The 17324-nt window shown below is 47.6% G+C and carries 16 protein-coding genes; 5 read left to right on the top strand and 11 right to left on the bottom strand.

The features are described from left to right. Window positions 1–11: 11 nt before the first annotated feature. Entirely contained in the window at window positions 12–608 is a 597-nt protein-coding gene (locus B2337_RS08750) for a helix-turn-helix transcriptional regulator (RefSeq protein WP_292413316.1), read from the bottom strand. 393 nt (window positions 609–1001) lie between these two features. Between B2337_RS08750 and B2337_RS08745 the strand changes: the two genes are divergently transcribed. After that, window positions 1002–1898, top strand: coding sequence for a LysR family transcriptional regulator (locus tag B2337_RS08745; RefSeq protein WP_292413314.1), 897 nt, complete (start codon window positions 1002–1004; stop codon window positions 1896–1898). A gap of 66 nt (window positions 1899–1964) precedes the next feature. On the opposite strand, the gene B2337_RS08740 is transcribed toward B2337_RS08745, so the two are convergent. From B2337_RS08740 to B2337_RS08700, 9 genes are all read right to left on the bottom strand, one after another. Beyond that, entirely contained in the window at window positions 1965–2603 is a 639-nt protein-coding gene (locus B2337_RS08740; protein WP_292413313.1) for a response regulator transcription factor, read from the bottom strand. A gap of 4 nt (window positions 2604–2607) precedes the next feature. Further along, window positions 2608–5634 carry a sensor histidine kinase gene (locus B2337_RS08735; protein ID WP_292413312.1) on the bottom strand — a complete coding sequence of 1009 codons (3027 nt, stop codon included), beginning with the start codon at window positions 5632–5634 and terminating at the stop codon, window positions 2608–2610. 65 nt (window positions 5635–5699) lie between these two features. Next, window positions 5700–6464, bottom strand: coding sequence for an alpha/beta hydrolase (locus B2337_RS08730; protein ID WP_292742514.1), 765 nt, complete (start codon window positions 6462–6464; stop codon window positions 5700–5702). A 215-nt stretch (window positions 6465–6679) separates the two neighbouring features. Then, window positions 6680–7300, bottom strand: a complete 621-nt coding sequence (gene ycaC / locus B2337_RS08725) for an isochorismate family cysteine hydrolase YcaC (RefSeq protein WP_292413309.1) — start codon at window positions 7298–7300, stop codon at window positions 6680–6682. A 389-nt stretch (window positions 7301–7689) separates the two neighbouring features. Beyond that, a complete protein-coding gene (gene wrbA, locus B2337_RS08720; RefSeq protein WP_292413307.1) occupies window positions 7690–8289 on the bottom strand; it encodes an NAD(P)H:quinone oxidoreductase in 600 nt (199 codons plus the stop codon). A gap of 73 nt (window positions 8290–8362) precedes the next feature. Then, entirely contained in the window at window positions 8363–8707 is a 345-nt protein-coding gene (locus B2337_RS08715) for a nuclear transport factor 2 family protein (RefSeq protein WP_292413305.1), read from the bottom strand. 39 nt (window positions 8708–8746) lie between these two features. Further along, window positions 8747–9757, bottom strand: a complete 1011-nt coding sequence (locus B2337_RS08710) for a zinc-binding alcohol dehydrogenase family protein (RefSeq protein WP_292413304.1) — start codon at window positions 9755–9757, stop codon at window positions 8747–8749. 16 nt (window positions 9758–9773) lie between these two features. Next, a complete protein-coding gene (locus B2337_RS08705) occupies window positions 9774–10739 on the bottom strand; it encodes a TIGR03571 family LLM class oxidoreductase (protein ID WP_292413302.1) in 966 nt (321 codons plus the stop codon). A 52-nt stretch (window positions 10740–10791) separates the two neighbouring features. After that, window positions 10792–11763: a zinc-dependent alcohol dehydrogenase family protein gene (locus B2337_RS08700; protein ID WP_292413299.1), complete on the bottom strand. Its 972-nt coding sequence runs from the start codon at window positions 11761–11763 to the stop codon at window positions 10792–10794. Window positions 11764–12211: 448 nt separating this feature from the next. On the opposite strand from B2337_RS08700, the gene B2337_RS08695 reads away from it, so the two are divergent. From B2337_RS08695 to B2337_RS08685, 3 genes are all read left to right on the top strand, one after another. Further along, entirely contained in the window at window positions 12212–13165 is a 954-nt protein-coding gene (locus B2337_RS08695; protein WP_292413298.1) for a serine hydrolase domain-containing protein, read from the top strand. Between the two features lie 137 nt (window positions 13166–13302). Then, window positions 13303–13788 carry an REP-associated tyrosine transposase gene (locus B2337_RS08690; RefSeq protein ID WP_292413297.1) on the top strand — a complete coding sequence of 162 codons (486 nt, stop codon included), beginning with the start codon at window positions 13303–13305 and terminating at the stop codon, window positions 13786–13788. A gap of 221 nt (window positions 13789–14009) precedes the next feature. Continuing rightward, a complete protein-coding gene (locus B2337_RS08685; protein WP_292413296.1) occupies window positions 14010–15419 on the top strand; it encodes a TonB-dependent receptor in 1410 nt (469 codons plus the stop codon). Window positions 15420–15487: 68 nt separating this feature from the next. Here the strand turns inward: B2337_RS08685 and B2337_RS08680 are convergent, their stop codons facing one another. Then, window positions 15488–16054, bottom strand: coding sequence for a CGNR zinc finger domain-containing protein (locus B2337_RS08680; RefSeq protein WP_292413294.1), 567 nt, complete (start codon window positions 16052–16054; stop codon window positions 15488–15490). Between the two features lie 106 nt (window positions 16055–16160). Between B2337_RS08680 and B2337_RS08675 the strand changes: the two genes are divergently transcribed. Further along, window positions 16161–17312 carry an alpha/beta fold hydrolase gene (locus tag B2337_RS08675; RefSeq protein WP_292413293.1) on the top strand — a complete coding sequence of 384 codons (1152 nt, stop codon included), beginning with the start codon at window positions 16161–16163 and terminating at the stop codon, window positions 17310–17312. Window positions 17313–17324 lie beyond the last annotated feature (12 nt).

The raw sequence follows: 17324 nt of genomic DNA, 5'->3' as shown, positions 1-17324 counted from the left end.
TTGTTCCTGACCTAGGCAGCTTGTTTGGATAATGCTTCAGTAAACGCCGACGATGACTGAGAGCTGGCACTATGCAGCTTTCGCCAGCTTTGCGGCGACATGCCCGTTTTGAGTCTGAATACACGGCAAAAATGTGATTGGTCGTAGAACCCATTACTGAGTGCGATTTCACTCAAGGATAACCTCGTACACATCATTTCCTTCCTTGCGGCCTCTATTCTTAAGGCAGTGACATACTTCTGCGGAGTGACACCTGTCGTGTGTTTGAATGCGTGGGAAAAATGACTCACACTCAAATCCAGTAGGGAAGCGAGTTCAGTTGTCCTAATACAATGTTCGAGATGATCCTTTATGTAGTCGTTTACACGAGAGATCTGCCAACGAAGCAAGCCTCCCGTGTTTTTAGATGGCAAAGCTCCATTCTCACTTTCAACTGCCAGTAAGTTGATTGCCTGATCCAGAAACATTGAAGCGATGTCAACATCACGATGGATGACTCGCTCGGTCTCCTTCAATAACATCAGCAGTTGCCTCGACTGTTCCATACCGTTAGCAACCAGAAAGTCTGAGTTGTCCAATAAGTTAGCTGTGCTAGCATTGCGGTTCATAGATCACACTCCATGGATTGAATAAGATCCTGCTGGCATACTTAAGTCGTCGCATTGAGCACAGGATGATGTTTTTACGACGTCTCAAACAGGCCCAAACGAGTAGGCATTAACCAACACTAAAGAGGTGGTAATTCATGGCTATTCAGGTTGGCGAGTTGGTAGGGCTGGTGGTCAGTCAGTACGAGCACCGGGTCTTCGGGACGAAGAAGAGAAGTCAGGCCGTTACAAAAAGTCATGAATATATCCTCCGTTTTCATTGTGAGTGAGATAATTTTTTCAGGAGACACACGTTAGTGAAGACGTTTCCTTGAATAACATTGTGCTGTGCCTATACTCGATTCGGTAGTACCATTCGGGGGCAAGCTGTGTCGCTAATTGGGGAACGCTGAAATGGACATGGAAGAGCTAGAGACCTTCGTGCAAGTAGCTGATGCCGAGGGGATTTCGCCTGCTGCACTCCGGCTAGGCGTATCCAAGTCGATCGTCAGTCGTCGGCTCGTCCGGCTAGAAGCAGAACTTGGTGTCCAGCTGCTTGCACGAACCACACGCGGAGCTGCTCTAACAGAAGCCGGAGCCATATTCCGAGTCTATGCTGCCAGAATCTGTAACGAGATCGATGAGGCTAAAGAGACGATTCTGCCCGCCGGTGACCTTCGCGGCCGCTTACGTATTTCTATGCCACAGTCTTTCGGCTCGACGCATTTCGCTCCCGTACTTGCGGAAATGGCGCGACGTCACCCCCAGCTTTATATCCAAAGTAGCTACACTGATCGCAGAGTAGACATGATTACTGAGGGGTTTGATTGTGCGATCCGAGTGGGCTACCTTCAGGATTCCAACTTGATAGCCAGACGCATTGGACCTATCTATGGAAAGCTCGTCGCGAGTCCGGAATATATCAAAGCGCACGGGTCACCTGAGACGCCTGAAGAGCTCGTTACCCATCAAGCCCTGATGCAGGGCACCGAAGCCTGGAAACTCATGGATGGCAATAAGATTATCACCGTCCATCCACAGGGTCGCTTTAAGGCCGACAACGGCGCGGCGCTGGTAGCAGCAGCAATAGCAGGACTTGGTATTGCTAATCTCCCGAATGGCCTTACCGATGAGTATTTAAACTCGGGGGCGCTTGTTCCGATCATGACCCGCTATCCACTACCTCCAGCAGGTGCATATGTGATCCGACCACCAGGCCAGCATCCCGCTCGAAAGGTTCGGGTTCTTACCGAACTCCTGATCGAATATTTCGACCAGCCTCCGCATATAGGTGGAGCTGCTTCTACCTGAGTGGGGCATTGACTATGCCAGGTGATTACTTTGATCTCTGGTGATGCCCACAACAAACCTATCAATCTATTGAGAAAAATCGATAATTCCTCGCTGAATACCAATAGTCACTGCATGCGTCCGGTTATGAGCTGTCAGTTTTTCCATAATGTTCCTGAGGTGCCCTTTAACCGTGTCCTCGCCTATCGCCATCGCGAGGGCTGCCTCCTTATTCGACAAGCCGTTGGCGACATGTTGGAGTACCTGAACTTCTCTGTTGGTAAGACCATTCTGGTCCACATAAGCGGCTAACTCAGCCGCAATCTCCGGCGGGAAGCGACGTTTCCCGGCCGCCAATACGCGAATGGTTTCAATAAGTTCATGGCGCAACGAGCTTTTCAAAAGATAGCCCCGCGCGCCTGCTTTGATAGCTTTTAAGGTTCTGATATCCCCACGGTAGGTAGTAAGCACAGCGATACAAGCTTGCGGGAACTCCGAAATGATGGAGCTGATTGCGCCAATACCATTAAGTTCAGGCATTTGCACGTCCATAAGGGTGACATCTGGTTGAATTTTTCGGTATAAATGGATTGCCTCCAGACCGTTAGAGGCTTCCCCCACCAGAATAATATCTTCAGAACTTTCTATTAATGATTGAATGCCCTCCCTTATCAAGGGATGATCATCTACTATCAAAACAGTGATGGGCCTATTGGTATCTGCCATAGGTTTACCCTACTCTTTTCGAATGGTTTTGTTTTTCGTCAACATCATTTTCATAGGCAAGTAAGCCAGGTAATGAAAGTTGTATGTGTGTACCGTCATTACCGTTACTAACGATCATCAGGCTTGCGTCGATTCTACCGGCCCGTTCGTACATGCCTCTAAGTCCGCCATGTTCAGGCCTCCCTTGTATTCGCTGATAAAGTGGATCAATGCCAACCCCATCATCAACAACAAGCATCTCGAAAGTGCGTGGAGAATATATGAAGGAAACTCTAATCTGAGTAGCCTCTGCGTGGCGAAGCGCATTGAAGACTGCTTCTCTCCCTACCTGATAAAAAACATCACGAACTTCATTTCTAAGTACTCTTGGTTCGCCCTTATTACTAACCTGATAGATCGCAGAAAAAGGGGCGCCAGCCTCCAGCTTTAAAGACTGAAACGCTACGGCTAAATCCTCAGTTGGAGCCATCTGTCCACGCAAACCCGTAATTCGGTCTCGACCCTCAGCAATGACATGCTCGGCCCGGTCCATCGCCTTTTCCATGGAATATCGGGCATGAGATTGCTGAGGCAGACTATTAGCGATAGCCTGAAAGCTGAGCATCATTCCCTGAACACTTTGTAGCAAGGTGTCGTGCAGTTCGCGCGCGATGCGCTCGCGCTCCTGAAAGCGCTCTTCAAGACGGTTTCTAAGAATTGACTTTTGTCGATGCGTATAAGCGCGGGACATCCATAACACAAGCATGAGAATTGTTAACAAAGAGAGCAGCTGGAACTCTGGGCGCAGATAGAAAACTTGTGGAACAATTATATTTAAAGCCTCATCAGGGAGATGTAAATGCCCATTTTCACCAAGTGCACGTACCTGGAATTCGTAATTCCCCGGACGCAGACGTGTGAAAACCGCTTGCCTTGAGCGTCCAGCGTCGACCCATTCCGAGTCATGACCGTTAAGCCGGAATTGAAAGCGCATGGCCTCTGGCGCAAGCAGGTTCAATGCTGAATAGGTAATCACGAGTTTATCCGGCTCAGTTGATAACCGAACGGGCGCGGCGGTGATATCTAAGTCAACGCCATCGACTGTCAACTCCTTGATTTTAACGACGGGTGGCTGTGCCATTCCCCTTGGTTGGTATGGATCAACGCGAACAACCCCATTACCGGTGGAAAACCATAGCATGCCTTCTTGCGTGAAGACCGCTGTGGGCACCGGCATTACCTTATACAGGTCCATAGGCAGCCGGCCGATGTGATCATGCGAGCTGTACATGAGTGTGTCGCCACCGGCTATTACGCGTTCGATCTCAGCTGCGGGCAGTTTATAGATGCCACCACGGCTATGTACCCAGATATCCATCCCGGATTCTTTTTTGTCTTTTTCAGCTGGCACAGCGACTAACCCGTAGATATTCTGAAATGGCCCAGCAGCCGGCAGCTCAAGGGAATGAAACCGTCCGTCCTTGAAATATGCCAAGCCATGCTGGCCACCTATCCATGTGCGTCCGCGCAAATGCAACATTGCTGTGACATGGCCAATGTTCAAACCTTGCTGATCACTCCAGTGAGAGATCTTCTGCTCATCAACAGACACGAGAAGATTATCCCGGTAGCCGAACCACAGCTTGCCTGCTAAATCTCGTGAGGCAGTGACAGGCATCACTTGCCGATTGGAATCACTCACTGGCTCTATGCGTCGCCATTTCTGATCAGACCAGACGAAAAGACCCGCCCGGTTAATTGAGACCCATATATCACCATTCTTACCAACCGCTATGGCCCTTACCGCAGATTCGCGGGCAGACTCGACCGGTAATGCCGCGATGTGCCGTAGTTCGTCGTCTTCAAGCGAAAAAATCCCCCGGTGCCCACCAACCAGCAAGCCGTATTCCTGACTATTTATCAATGTGGTGATCGGCATGTCCAACTCAAAGATGGCCGGACTATTCTCACGGATGTTCCCTAGCTGGCCATTATCTGAGCCAATCCATAACGAACCAGTACCATCCACCGCCAACGCGTGACCGCCTGGCCCCCCGGGCAAAGCGAAGGGAGTCATTGTTTTTCGTGTGAGTCTATCTAATCCCGAATCCGTCCCCACCCACAAAGTGCCATCACGGTCGATAAACGTAGCCATGACATTATTAGAGCTGAGTCCGTCACGAACCGTGAATGAGTTAATTACACCCTGCTCTTCGATAGACCTGGAGCGCGCCCCGGCAGCAATGTGGTGCACACCGTAGCCTAGCGTGCCGAGCCAAGCGCCGCCCTGTTGGTCCAGAACAATACTAATTGAGCGTGAGGAAGGTGTCTCTTCAACCTCAATATTGTCATAAGCGTTTTTTTTCAAATGGAGCAAATGATCCTTGGCACGATCAGTTATCCATATATCGCCTGCAGAGGATGACGTTATTTTGCTGATTGATTGGCTATTGGTGCTGATTTGTGTGAACGACGATACCCCTGGAGAGAGCATATATAATTGCTCTTCGCTTGCTGCCCAGACATAGCCATCTTTATCTACGTGAACCGCTTGGGCATGAGGTTCATTAAACCCCTCCTCCTTACCAACTGAGTGCCAATTTGTGCCGTCATGTCGGGCGAGACCACCATTCGTTGCAGCCCAAACTTGTCCTCGCTGGTCTTCGGCAAGGCTGAAAACCACCCCGCCCGGGAGACCTGGGTCAATCGGTTGAATCACTCCATTTGCCTTGATCAAGCGGACTCCGCCGGCACGCAAACCTACCCACAGGCCATCGGTGGAGCTTAGCAGCGAAGAAACCGCACCGAGCTGCTCACCGTTAGCAGGATCGAATTTCTCAAACTCAAAACCATCGAAGCGATATAAGGAATCCTGAGTACCTAACCAAAGGTGTCCATCAGCAGTTTGTTCAAGCGCTAACACAGAGCTGGGGCTTTGGTCGCTGCCACTCCAGCGGCGATGATCCATTTCGTCAGAGATGCTTGCCAATACACTTGAGCATAGTAAGCTTCCAAGTAAGAGACTCAGCAGCAAACTCATATATTTCCGCATGGAGTACCACCTCCATAATGCGCCATCACACGCTTTGAAATGTTGGCCTACAACCACTAGAGGTATCAAAACCTACCTACCTGCTGTTGGAGCCATTCAATAATTTGATCCGCTACATGCTCCCAGCCCGGCTGCATCATAAGCAAATGCCCATAACCAGGAAACGAGATGTAGTCAGTAGGCGCTAACGAGCGTCTCTGATGATAATAATTGGCTAAAATTACAGAACTATTTACCAAACGATCGTCACCACCAGAAATCAATAATAACGGCCCTCGTTCCTGATTAAACAACAATCTGCTTCCCAGTCCCAATGATATTGCGATCATTAGTTTTCTTGGAATCTTAGAAAGAATTTTATTATAGGGTAGTTCTATTGTGTGTGGCGACACCGGATGTGCGATATGCCGTAAAAACTGCGCTGACGTCATTTGCACAAAGCATATGCCATTCAACTGATCAGTTTTTGCAGTAACTATATGTAACAGTGAACGTAAATTCGGGAAAGATCGTTTTGGCGGTCGTGAAGCAATTGCGACACCGGCTAAGCCAATACCTCGGTCAAGCAGCAGTTGAACGACCATTCCGCCCAGTGCATGGCCAATCAGAATTGGTGGTGAAGGTAAGGCCGTTATCTGGAGCGCATAGAAATCTACCAGACGTGTTAATACATCTTTACCATTCAAGATGTTATACCACCCTAGTTCACTTTGGTCTGGTAGCGAGAGTAGACTGCAGGTATATCCGCAGGCCTTGAAATGACCCTCGAACTTTTCCCATATCACCGGAGCTAACAAGTCGCCTGGAACAAAACATATATAGTTGCCCATGATCTGAAATCAGTCCCGCCCTACATGCATCTGATAGCGATTTATCTCAATCTCCAATTCTATTGCTGCTAACGTCTCGCAGTTGATTCGATACGCCGCTCTGCCTTGGTGATACTCAGATGGCTCCAGCCCAGGCATGTTCACAAGTATTGGACGCCAAGATAGGAACCTCAAAGAGGTTGGGCGGTATGCTCACCATTAACGTACTCAGGAAGTTATTTCTGTTGTGAGTCGAAGCTCTGCATCAAATTAGCGTAATGGGGGACATGGCTAGCGAGAATTCCACCAAAGCCCTCAATATCGTTGCGCCAATCACGATGTAATTCCCCTGCTACAGCAAACCAGTTAACAAGTTGAGCGCCGGCAGCCTGCATTCTGCTCCATGCACCATCCCGTGTTACTTGGCTGTGAGTACCCGACGCGTCAGTGACAACAAACACATCAAAACCTTCTTCAATTGCTGATAGCGTTGGAAACGCCACGCAAACCTCTGTGACAATGCCTGCGATGAGCAACTGTTTCTTACCCGTGGCTTTTACCGCATTTACGAAGTCTTCGTTGTCCCAAGCGTTTATCTGGCCGGGACGAGCAAAATAAGGCGCATCAGGAAATGCCGCTTTGATCTCCGGAACCATGGGACCATTGGGGCCATCTTCGAAGCTGGTGGTTAGTATGGTTGGAATATTGAAGAACTTGGCGATGTCTGCCAAAGCCAGAACGTTGTTCTTGAACTCATCAGGGGAGAAATCTCGCACCAAAGTAAGTAGTCCAGCCTGATGATCTACCATCAGCAGGGCTACGTCGTTTTTATCCAAACGTTTATATTGAAAAGCCATCGTCATTTCCCTTTAAAGTTACTGGTTGAGTTTTCCGACCAGAAGTACCCAATCTTATGAAATACCAAATTGAATACCGTGCATGCTGAATGTTGCGGATGGTGTAAGAATTCATTTCGAGCTCTGAATCACACCCTAAATTAAGTCTCAGTTATCGTGAAACTCTAATGCACCCACCTTAGCTAAACACCGCCGCTGATTATTGGATGAAAATGAGATTTTTGTATGGTTGTGTGATTATCGAAAGTTTAGGGTAGCGTAGTACAACTACCCATAATCTTTCGAACAAGTGCTTAAACCGATTGGCTTGGCAAGAACATTAATTCGTAAAACGCAAATAGAAAGTCGCTTAAGATTCTATTTCGTTCCAGCGAAAGCGAATTGAACATCTAGCTTTTGAGTTTAACCGCAATGGTGGCGACATATTCGCCCTGGTGGCGGGCAATCTCCAGCTCACGATCATCAGGTTGCCGAGAGCTATCAGCGCCCGCAATGGTCGATGCACCATAAGGCGTACCGCCACTCACCTTCGAGATATCAAATAGCGCGGGCGTGGTGTAGCCGATCGGTACAATAACCATGCCGTGGTGCGCCAATGTGGTCCAGGTAGAGGTAATGGTCATTTCCTGACCGCCCGTTGTCCCGGTTGAGGTGAACACGCTCGCTACTTTACCTGCCAGGCTTCCCTTGGCCCAAAGACCGCCAGTCTGATCGAAGAAGGTACGCATTTGCCCTGACATATTGCCGAAGCGGGTTGGCGTACCGACGATGATGGCATCATAGTCACTCAGCTCTGCTGGCGTCGCCACTGATGCGTCCTGGTCGACCTTTCCACCTGCTGCCTTGAAGGCTTCGTTATCCATGGTTTCAGGGACACGTTTCACAGTGACCTCTACGCCATCGACGCTACGAGCGCCCTCAGCAACTTTGTTCGCCATGGTTTCGATATGACCATACATGGAGTAATAGAGAACAATTACCTTTGTCATTTTCGCTTCCTCTTTAGATGAAAAGTGTTTTTCGTTTGCTTTGCCCGTCCTTCGGGCGATGAGCGCAATGTGTTTACTGATTCAAAACGATCGAGAAGCTTGCTGTCTGACGCGTGATGAAGCCATTGGTCACTATGAACGTATCAGTTCCAAATTCGACCTTTGACCTGCCAGACTCACATGCCCATTCCACATAAGCCAAATCTTCGTGGATCACAGCCACGTCAGTGCGCCATGTTGCGTCGGGGAGATCATTCAACAACCTGGCATACATCTCCGCGATCTCTTTCGGTCCACGATAAGTGTCGCCATTCACCACGACCACGGCGTCTTTGGCATAGTGGGTTGATACTTTTTCGGCATTCTGCTCACCCAAAGCGGCTTCATGACTGGCAAGAACTTGTTCGGTCGTCGGCATAGCGTTCTCCCTCGTATAGGGTTTGGTGGTTGCCTGTTTTCAGCTCAGTGAAACACTGAACACCCTTTTTCCCACCGCCGTTCCTGCACGAAACTCCTTATGCGTAGCTTCCAGAGTTTCAACATTGAGACTGCGTACTGGCCCGTTCACTGTGCTCTGCAAAACCCCGTCATCTATTAGCTCTGCAACGCGTTGAAGCAAGCGCCCTTGCTCGTTCATGTCATCTGTTTCAAACAGGGATCGGGTGAACATCAGTTCCCAGTGAATTGAGATACTCTTGCGTTTGAATCCCCGGATATCCAATTGTTCAGGATCATCAATTAAACAGAATGCACCCTGAGGAGTTAAGATGTCAGCGCTTTTAGCAAGATGCTCTCCACTGGCCGTCAAGCTCGCGATGTAGTCGACCGAGTGCACGTTCACCTTGTTGAGTTGCTCACGCCAGTCGGCGCGGGGATCAATGACGTGGTGAGCCCCCATGGAACGCGCCCATTGAGCACTTTCTGGTCGAGATGCCGTGGCAATCACCTTTAGATTGGCGACCTTGGCGGCAAGCTGCGTCAGGATTGATCCAACGCCTCCACCGGCTCCAATGATCAGAATTGATTTCTGCTGTGTTGGCGGCGCTAACTGGACCTTAAGTCGGTCAAATAAAATCTCCCAGGCAGTGATGCTGGACAGTGGAAGTGCTGCTGCTTCCTCATAGCCAAGGCTTGAAGGCATATGACTGATGATTCGTTCATCAACTGCCTGGAATGCGGCATAGGCGCCGTCTCTCGAAATGTTTCCGGCGTACCAGACTTTGTCGCCTGGTTTGAAGCTCTGCACGTTATCTCCGACGCTGTGTATCACCCCGGCGGCATCCCAGCCAAGGATTCGTTTGTCACCTGTAGCCATGCCATCCCTGACTTTGTAGTCCACAGGGTTTGCAGCTACCGCCTTTACCTGCACCAATACATCTCGCGGACCGAGTGTGGGCATCGGGACATCAATCTCGATAAGACGGGTGGCATTTTCGCCTACTTCATAGATCGCCGTGATTGATTTCATCCTATGGTCCTTTACTTTATTCATGTGAGGGAAAATGTGGCAGCACATGCTCTGTAATCTCTTCAATCACCTCTAAAGCGGGTCTTGAGCCATACTTTAGGTTGAGTGCGACATGTGCGATACCCGCTAATCTGAGCAGGGCCAGAAGTTCCTTCAGGCGGTTACGTCCAACTCTATAGCCAAGGTGAATAGGAGTAGCTGCTGCATTCGGATCGCTGGTGAGATCCAAATAGAGAGACTGCATGACTGGTTTTATCCGCCCTTCCCTTGTGCTATCGACAGCCTCATTCCATTGATTCACAATCATCTTTTGCTCTGGCGGGTTTCGGTGATACGTCATCCAACCGTCTGCGTTTTTGGCCAACCAGTCTAGGTTCTGTTGAGCGAAACCTGTAATTAGAATAGGCACGCTGGAACCAACGCTTGGCTTGGGCAGGAGTTCAAGAGGATAATCCAAGGTGTTTCGAATGTCCTCAATAGGTCCTTCGTTCAGGTACAGTCCTCGAATATCCGTCAGTCGAGTGCGAAAGTCCTCCCCTCTTATGGCGTGTTCATATCCGTATAGAGAAAACTCGACTGGACGGTCGCCGGATGCCACGCCGAACAGAAACCTTCCCCCCGAAAGAACGTCAACGGAAGCGCTCGCCTTAGCAAGGTCCACCGCTGCCCGCAGTGGCAGAATCACTGAACCCGTGCCTATTGCAATACGGTGGGTTACCGCAGCAACATAAGCAGTGAAGACCCAGGCATCATAGATCTGGCCTACATCACCAAAATATGGGTCACGAACCGGAACATCACGTGTCCAGAGAGCAGCGTAACCCGCCTCATCTGCAACACGAGCCAGTTCCAGCTGATTTTGCATTTTTGGCAGATCCCCAGAAAATGCTTCTATAGGAAAAAAGATCCCCAGAGTGAGATGGCCTTTCCGGAAGGTTCGGCGAAATCCGGGATGTTCAGAGAAATCGTGTTCGATTGTCATAATGAATATGCTCAGTTGACCCTAAAGGTGAAACTAGCAGGGCGTATTTTGATCAAGAGACTGAAATGACCACTTTTCCTTGAAGCCGCTTGCCATTGACCTCTCCTCGCTCCAAAGCGGTGTGCGCTTCTGGGATTTGTGCAAGAGAGAACTTGGCACCAATAATCGGGCGGATCTGGCCGCTTTCCAATAATGTCTTGAGAGCCTGTAATTTGCCCCGGTTTTGGCGAGTAAATACAAAGTGGTACTCTGCATTTACGCCCCAGGCTGCAATGAGGTTCTGTGGGGTGGCCAGATCGACAATGGATACAACTCGGCCGGCGTCACTGAGTACATTAGGTGACTGACTCAGCGTCTGCCCTCCAATTGTGTCGAACACCACATTTACACCTTTGTTGCCCGTCAGGCTGGCGATTTCCTCTATGTAGTTTTTGCTGGTGTAATCAATGGCATGGTCTGCGCCCAACTCGCGTACAAACTCCTGGTCACTGCCCCGGCAAGTCGTGTAGACAATTGCACCCATCGTTTTTGCCAGTTGAATCGCAATGGAACCTACGCCGCCCGCTCCTCCGTGAATCAGGATGGACTCGGCCGGATTCAATTTTGCCCGCGATACGAGGGCTTCCCAGGCTGTTCCGCCGACCAGCGTAGTGGAAGCCGCTTCTTCGTGTGACAGGTTCGCAGGCTTGTGAGTCACCAATGATTCCGGCACGACATTGTACTCAGCATAAGAGCCACCTTTTGGGCCAAAGATTTGGGGCGTGTAGAACACCTCGTCGCCCACTTTAAAGTCAGTTACCCCAGGGCCCACCTTTTCGACTACCCCGGAGACGTCATGTCCGGTAATGGCAGGAAGAGGAACATATTCCGGATAATCACCCCGGCGAATCTGGAAGTCGAGAGGATTGATAGCGGTAGCCATTACGCGCACCAGCAGTTCGCCGATACCCACTTCAGGTACTGCCACATCCTGCAGCTCAAAGCTTTCAGGGCCGCCAAATGATTTCAATATTACTGCTTTCATTGAATATTCCTTTTTTCGATATAACGAAATTATGTGTTGAATAACACAGAGACTGTCACTTACCTTAACTAAACATCACCTCTTGTTATTGGATGAACGTGCGAGTTTTGTATGATTGTGTGATGGATAAAAGAGGGTCGAAATAAACAAAGACCTATGATGTGATGTGCAGGAGTAATGACGACATTGAAATGTTTTACAACACCAAAAGGCTTCATCGTTTCAATAAAAAACTATCGACGTTGGCGTTTAAAGTGGATTTTCAAAACGGCTGATTAGTGTCTCAAGTATTAGCAGCGTTTCATTTATTTTTTTTGGGTTAAGCTAAATTATTAGATGAATGAGTAGTCCTACTGAATGATTGACTGTTATCAAAACCAAATAGGATTGTCTCTTGCCAAAAATCTCCCTACGAAAAATTCTAGTCACCAGCACAGCACTACTAACCATGGCCCTGACGAATGGGACCGCCCTGGCAAAGCCTGATTTGAAACCAATTACAGTAAAGGCGAAAAGTCTCGAACAGCTTCATTCGTTGGTGATACATCAAAATGGTGAACGAGTATTCGCTAATGCTTTTCGTGGTGCTGCTCTCAATACGCCTGTTAATATCAAGTCGGTTTCAAAGACCATTTTGGCCCTGCTGACGGGGATCGCCATAGACCGAAGCATCATAGAAGGACCGGATCAACGTGTATTGCCGCTTCTTGGAAAAGATAATTTTGGGGATGATCGGGACAAGCTGACTATCGACCATTTATTAACTATGCAGAGCGGGCTGAAGAGCACATCAGGCCGGAATTATGGGCCATGGGTCAACAGCAACAACTGGGTCGACTTTGCTCTGAATAGTCCCTTAGTGAATAAGGTTGGTGGCCAATTCAGCTACTCCACCGGCGACTGGCATATTCTTGGGGCGGCACTCACACAAGCCTCCGGGTACAGCCTGCATCGTCTGGCACAAGACTGGTTGGGGAATCCGCTTGATATTGTTATTCCACCCTGGGTTGCCGATCCGCAAGGGCGTTACATGGGCGGTAACGAGATGACAATGAGTCCGCTTGGACTGGCTAGAATTGGCGACATGGTACTAAATGGTGGAAAAATTGATGGTCAGGATGTGGTCAGCCCAAATTGGCTTAAAACGTCCTGGCAGCCTCGTGGTCGGTCACCCTTTTCAAATGATCTGTATGGTTATGGCTGGTTCCTGACGGAATATGCGGGTCAACAAGCAGTTTATGCTCGGGGATATGGTGGTCAGATGCTGGTTCTTGTTCCAGAACTGCAGTTATCGATTGTTATAATCTCTGACCCCACTCTTCCGGCCCGCAGTGATGGTCACTTTGGTGACTTGGAGCAGTTGCTTGAGAGCATTATCGAGACTATCGAAAATGGCGGATGATAGGATCTCAGGTTGGGCTGAAGAACGAAGCCCAACAATTTATAAATGACATAACATTATCGAATCGTTGGGTTTCGCAAGCTCTGCCCAACCTACCCTACATTTATTTATTTTTATAATCACATGGATGGTGATTGATGCAATATCGACGGGCTTTTGTTGCCGGTGGTAAGTATTTCTTTACAGTTAATCTGCTGGAACGAGATAAATCATTATTTACTGATCATATTGATCTGCTTAAAACTGCATTTTGCAGAGTTAAACTCACCCACCCTTTTGATATTGATGCGATCGTGGTGTTACCCGATCATCTGCATACTATCTGGACACTCCCTGAAAATGACGCCGATTTCGCCACACGTTGGCGTTTAATCAAATCACATTTTTCTCGCGGCCTTCCCTCTACCGAGCTAATCAATAATTCACGAAAACAAAAATCTGAACGCGGCATCTGGCAGCGCCGTTATTGGGAACATTTAATCCGTGATGATTTGGATTATCAAAGACATGTTGATTACTTTCATTACAATCCGGTGAAACATAGTTATGTGGATAAAGCAGTTGATCGGCCTTATTCCAGCATTCATCGGTTTATTGAGAAAAATATCATTTCAATTGATTAGAGTGTTGGTGAAACGATGATTTTTACCAATATAGGGGAACATTGAGTTGTTGGGCTTGGTGTCTCAGCACAACCTGCTAATTAAATTCATCGATTGCTCGCCAAAGCCTAATTTGTGTTCATGCCCAAAGGCGTTACAATCGAAACACATCAACTTTGTTGCTAACTCACAAACACTGCGGCATCACTTCAAACGCAATACAACAATCTCTAAGAGTGGTTATGGAAAATAAAATCTTATCGACTGGCGCTAAGGCGCTTGCAGTAAACCTTGATGCTATCCGCTATGGTTCATTTGCTGAAATAGGTGCGGGTCAGGAGGTAGTTCGCTGGTTCTTTCGGGTTGGCGGTGCAGCAGGGACGATTGCTAAAAGCATCTCGGCTTACGACATGAAGGTCAGTGATGATATTTATGGCAAAGCCTCCCGGTATGTCTCGCGTGAGCGTCTGGAAGACATGCTTGAGCATGAATATAACTTGATTGTGGATTGTTTAAGCGAGCAACGTGGTGATAACACGGCCTTTTTTGCATTTGCTAACACAGTATCCGCTCGTAACTATCATGGCACCAACGAATGTCATGGCTGGTTGGGGATTCGTTTTCAAACTGAACCTCATGCCGCGCCAAGTGAAATCATTATTCATGTCAGAATGCTCGATCATGAAAACGCGCTGCAACAGGAAGCCCTGGGTATTTTAGGTGTCAATCTGGTTCATGGCGCATTTCATCTCAGCCAAAACCCGGACATGCTGGTGAAATCACTGCTGGATAATTTGACTACTGATCGTATTGAAGTTGATATGGTCGACTTTCATGGTGATGCTTTCCTGCATGTTGATAACCGCGTCATCAGTCTACGACTTGTTCAGCTTGGCTTGAGCGGTGCAGCGATGTTTTCGGCAGATGGCAAAGTGCTGCAACCTTCAGAACATTTGCGTAAGAAGAATGTACTAGTCGAACGGGGCCGTTTCCGGCCTGTTACTCACGTCAACATTGATATGTTGAATGCGGCCAGAAAACAATTTGAAGCCGAGGATGATTCCGGCCCGGAAGATACTATTTCTATCATGGAAATCACTATGCATCACCTGCGGGATGATAATGATAGTGTCGATCTCGAAGATTTTATCAGTCGTGCCGAAGTGTTAGAGGCCACCGGTCATACCGTGATGATTTCGGACTATCCTGAATACTACCGTCTGGCCACCTATTTATCCCGTTACACCAACCGTCGAATTGGTATGGCAATGGGCGCGCATAGCTTGATTGACCTGTTTGACGATCGGTATTACGCAACATTACACGGCGGTATTTTGGAAGGCTTTGGCCGGCTGTTTAAGAATAACGTCAAACTCTATATCTATCCTTACAAAGATGCGGCGACCAATACCCTGTTTAAAGTCGACAATCTCAACGTGGATGAAAAACAAACCTATCTATACGACTATCTGAAACAAGGTGATCACATCAAGCAGATTGAAGCGTTTAATGAAGATTATCTGCACATTTTTTCACCGGATGTACTGAAAATGATCACCAGCAATCAGATGGGCTGGGAGAAATTAGTGCCTGACGTGGTGGCACAGAAAATCAAAACACAGCAGTTATTTGGTTACAAAGCTGTTGAGTAGATCATAGGTTGGGCTGAATATTTCTGCCCAACCATTCAGATATTTTCTAAACCAGCCAGTTACTAAGCTTAGGATTTTACTTTTCGATAGTGTTTGGAGACCTTCGCCCTATTCCCACAAGTGTCCATACTGCACCATCTGCGTTTATGACTGCGTGAGTTGTCGACAAACATCAAAACACAATCCGGATTTAAACAGCGTTTAAGATACATTCTTTGCTCGCTGGCGAGCAAAGTAGCGACTTCGAATGCAAACAGGCCGATAAGCTCTTCCGTTGAGCTATAGGTTTTTGGATTATTTAGCTGATACCCCTCAGAGGACATCTCAAGCTGATAATGCGTTTTGTAGTTTTTCAGGTCGTCATTCAGCGATGTAATAGCTTCGTCATCCAGGCTTTCATTATCAATAATCCGGGTAAGAATATGTCTTGCCTTTTTCCTGAATTCAAGCAATTTTCCTAGCTCAACCCCCTTGCCGAGATCAGCGTCAATGTTGGCTTGATCCAGCCATTCCATCACATCACTGTCGGACATCAGTAAATCCATTAACTCCCCTTTTACATTGACTTCAGTATTAATGAAATCAACACCCAGGTTGTTACCCACAAATTCGTATTTCTGTTTCACTTTATTCATATAACCACTATACATGCATTTGACAGGTTAGTTAAGTGCTGTTAATTTATAACCTGTATAAATAATTTATACAGGTTAGTTTTTTATTTTATAACAGGAGATGACGATGAAAAATCATGTATTAAGTAGTTATAACCAGAGCGCGCATTGGAATAGAACAAAATTTACATGGGGGAATGTGTTAATAGATGGTGGAGAACGCGATAACAATGGGAAAACACATATTTCAAATATGAGCCAGGGAGTGATGGCATGGCTGACAAAGACTGGGAAAATGATGAAGCGTCTGCCGTTTTTATTGCTGTTAACCCCTCAATTGGCGTTAGCCACACAAGCTGAGGCTCATAACAAATCGAATGAAGTGACTAAGCCCTACTCCGCTGAGAGTTCACCAGTGAGTTATGGTTATGAAACGGTAGAGGGACTGGATATCTTTTACCGGGAAGCTGGAAAAAGAGACAAGCCCGTTCTTGTTTTGCTTCATGGCTTTCCTGCTTCGTCACATATGTACCGGGAGGTTTTGGCTGGTCTGGCAGAAGATTACTATTTAATTGCGCCTGACTATCCTGGTTTTGGCAATAGCAGCTTTCCCGCTCCTGAAAGTTTTGACTACACATTTGATAATCTCGCCCGGGTGATGGAGCTGTTTTTAGCACAAAAAGGCATTGATCAATTTTCAATGATGATTCAGGACTATGGTGCTCCCGTGGGCTTCAGACTGGCGGTAAAACACCCTGAGCGTATTCAAGCCATCATTACACAAAATGGAAATGCCTATAAAGAAGGCTTGTCGGTAGAAGGTTGGGGACCGATATTCGACTACTGGAAACAAAAAACGCCAGAGCTGGAAACGACGATTGCTGAAAACGTTTTCACATTTGAGGGAATGAAATGGCAGTTCACGCATGGAACTCAACAACCGGAATTCGTCCTGCCAGATAATTGGGTATTGGCTTATGCTAATCTGACTAAACCCGGACAAACCAGGGCTCAGTTGGATCTGTTTTATGATTACCAAAACAACGTGTTGAAATATCCCGAATGGCAAAATTACTTGCGTACTCATCAACCGCCAGTACTGGTGGTATGGGGCAAAAATGATGCTTTTTTCCCTGAAGAAGGGGCTGAGGGATTTAAAAAAGATGTGAAAGATATCGACTATAACATTTTAGATACCGGACACTTTGCGCTTGAGGAAGAGGCCCCGTTTATCATCAACAAAATCCGGGGGTTTTTATCTTCAAGAAATATTCGTTAGTTCTTTTATTTA

This window comes from Methylophaga sp. UBA3192 (assembly GCA_002363955.1).
Taxonomy (GTDB): Bacteria; Pseudomonadota; Gammaproteobacteria; order Nitrosococcales; family Methylophagaceae; genus Methylophaga.
This window is presented reverse-complemented; position numbering and strand designations above follow the sequence as displayed.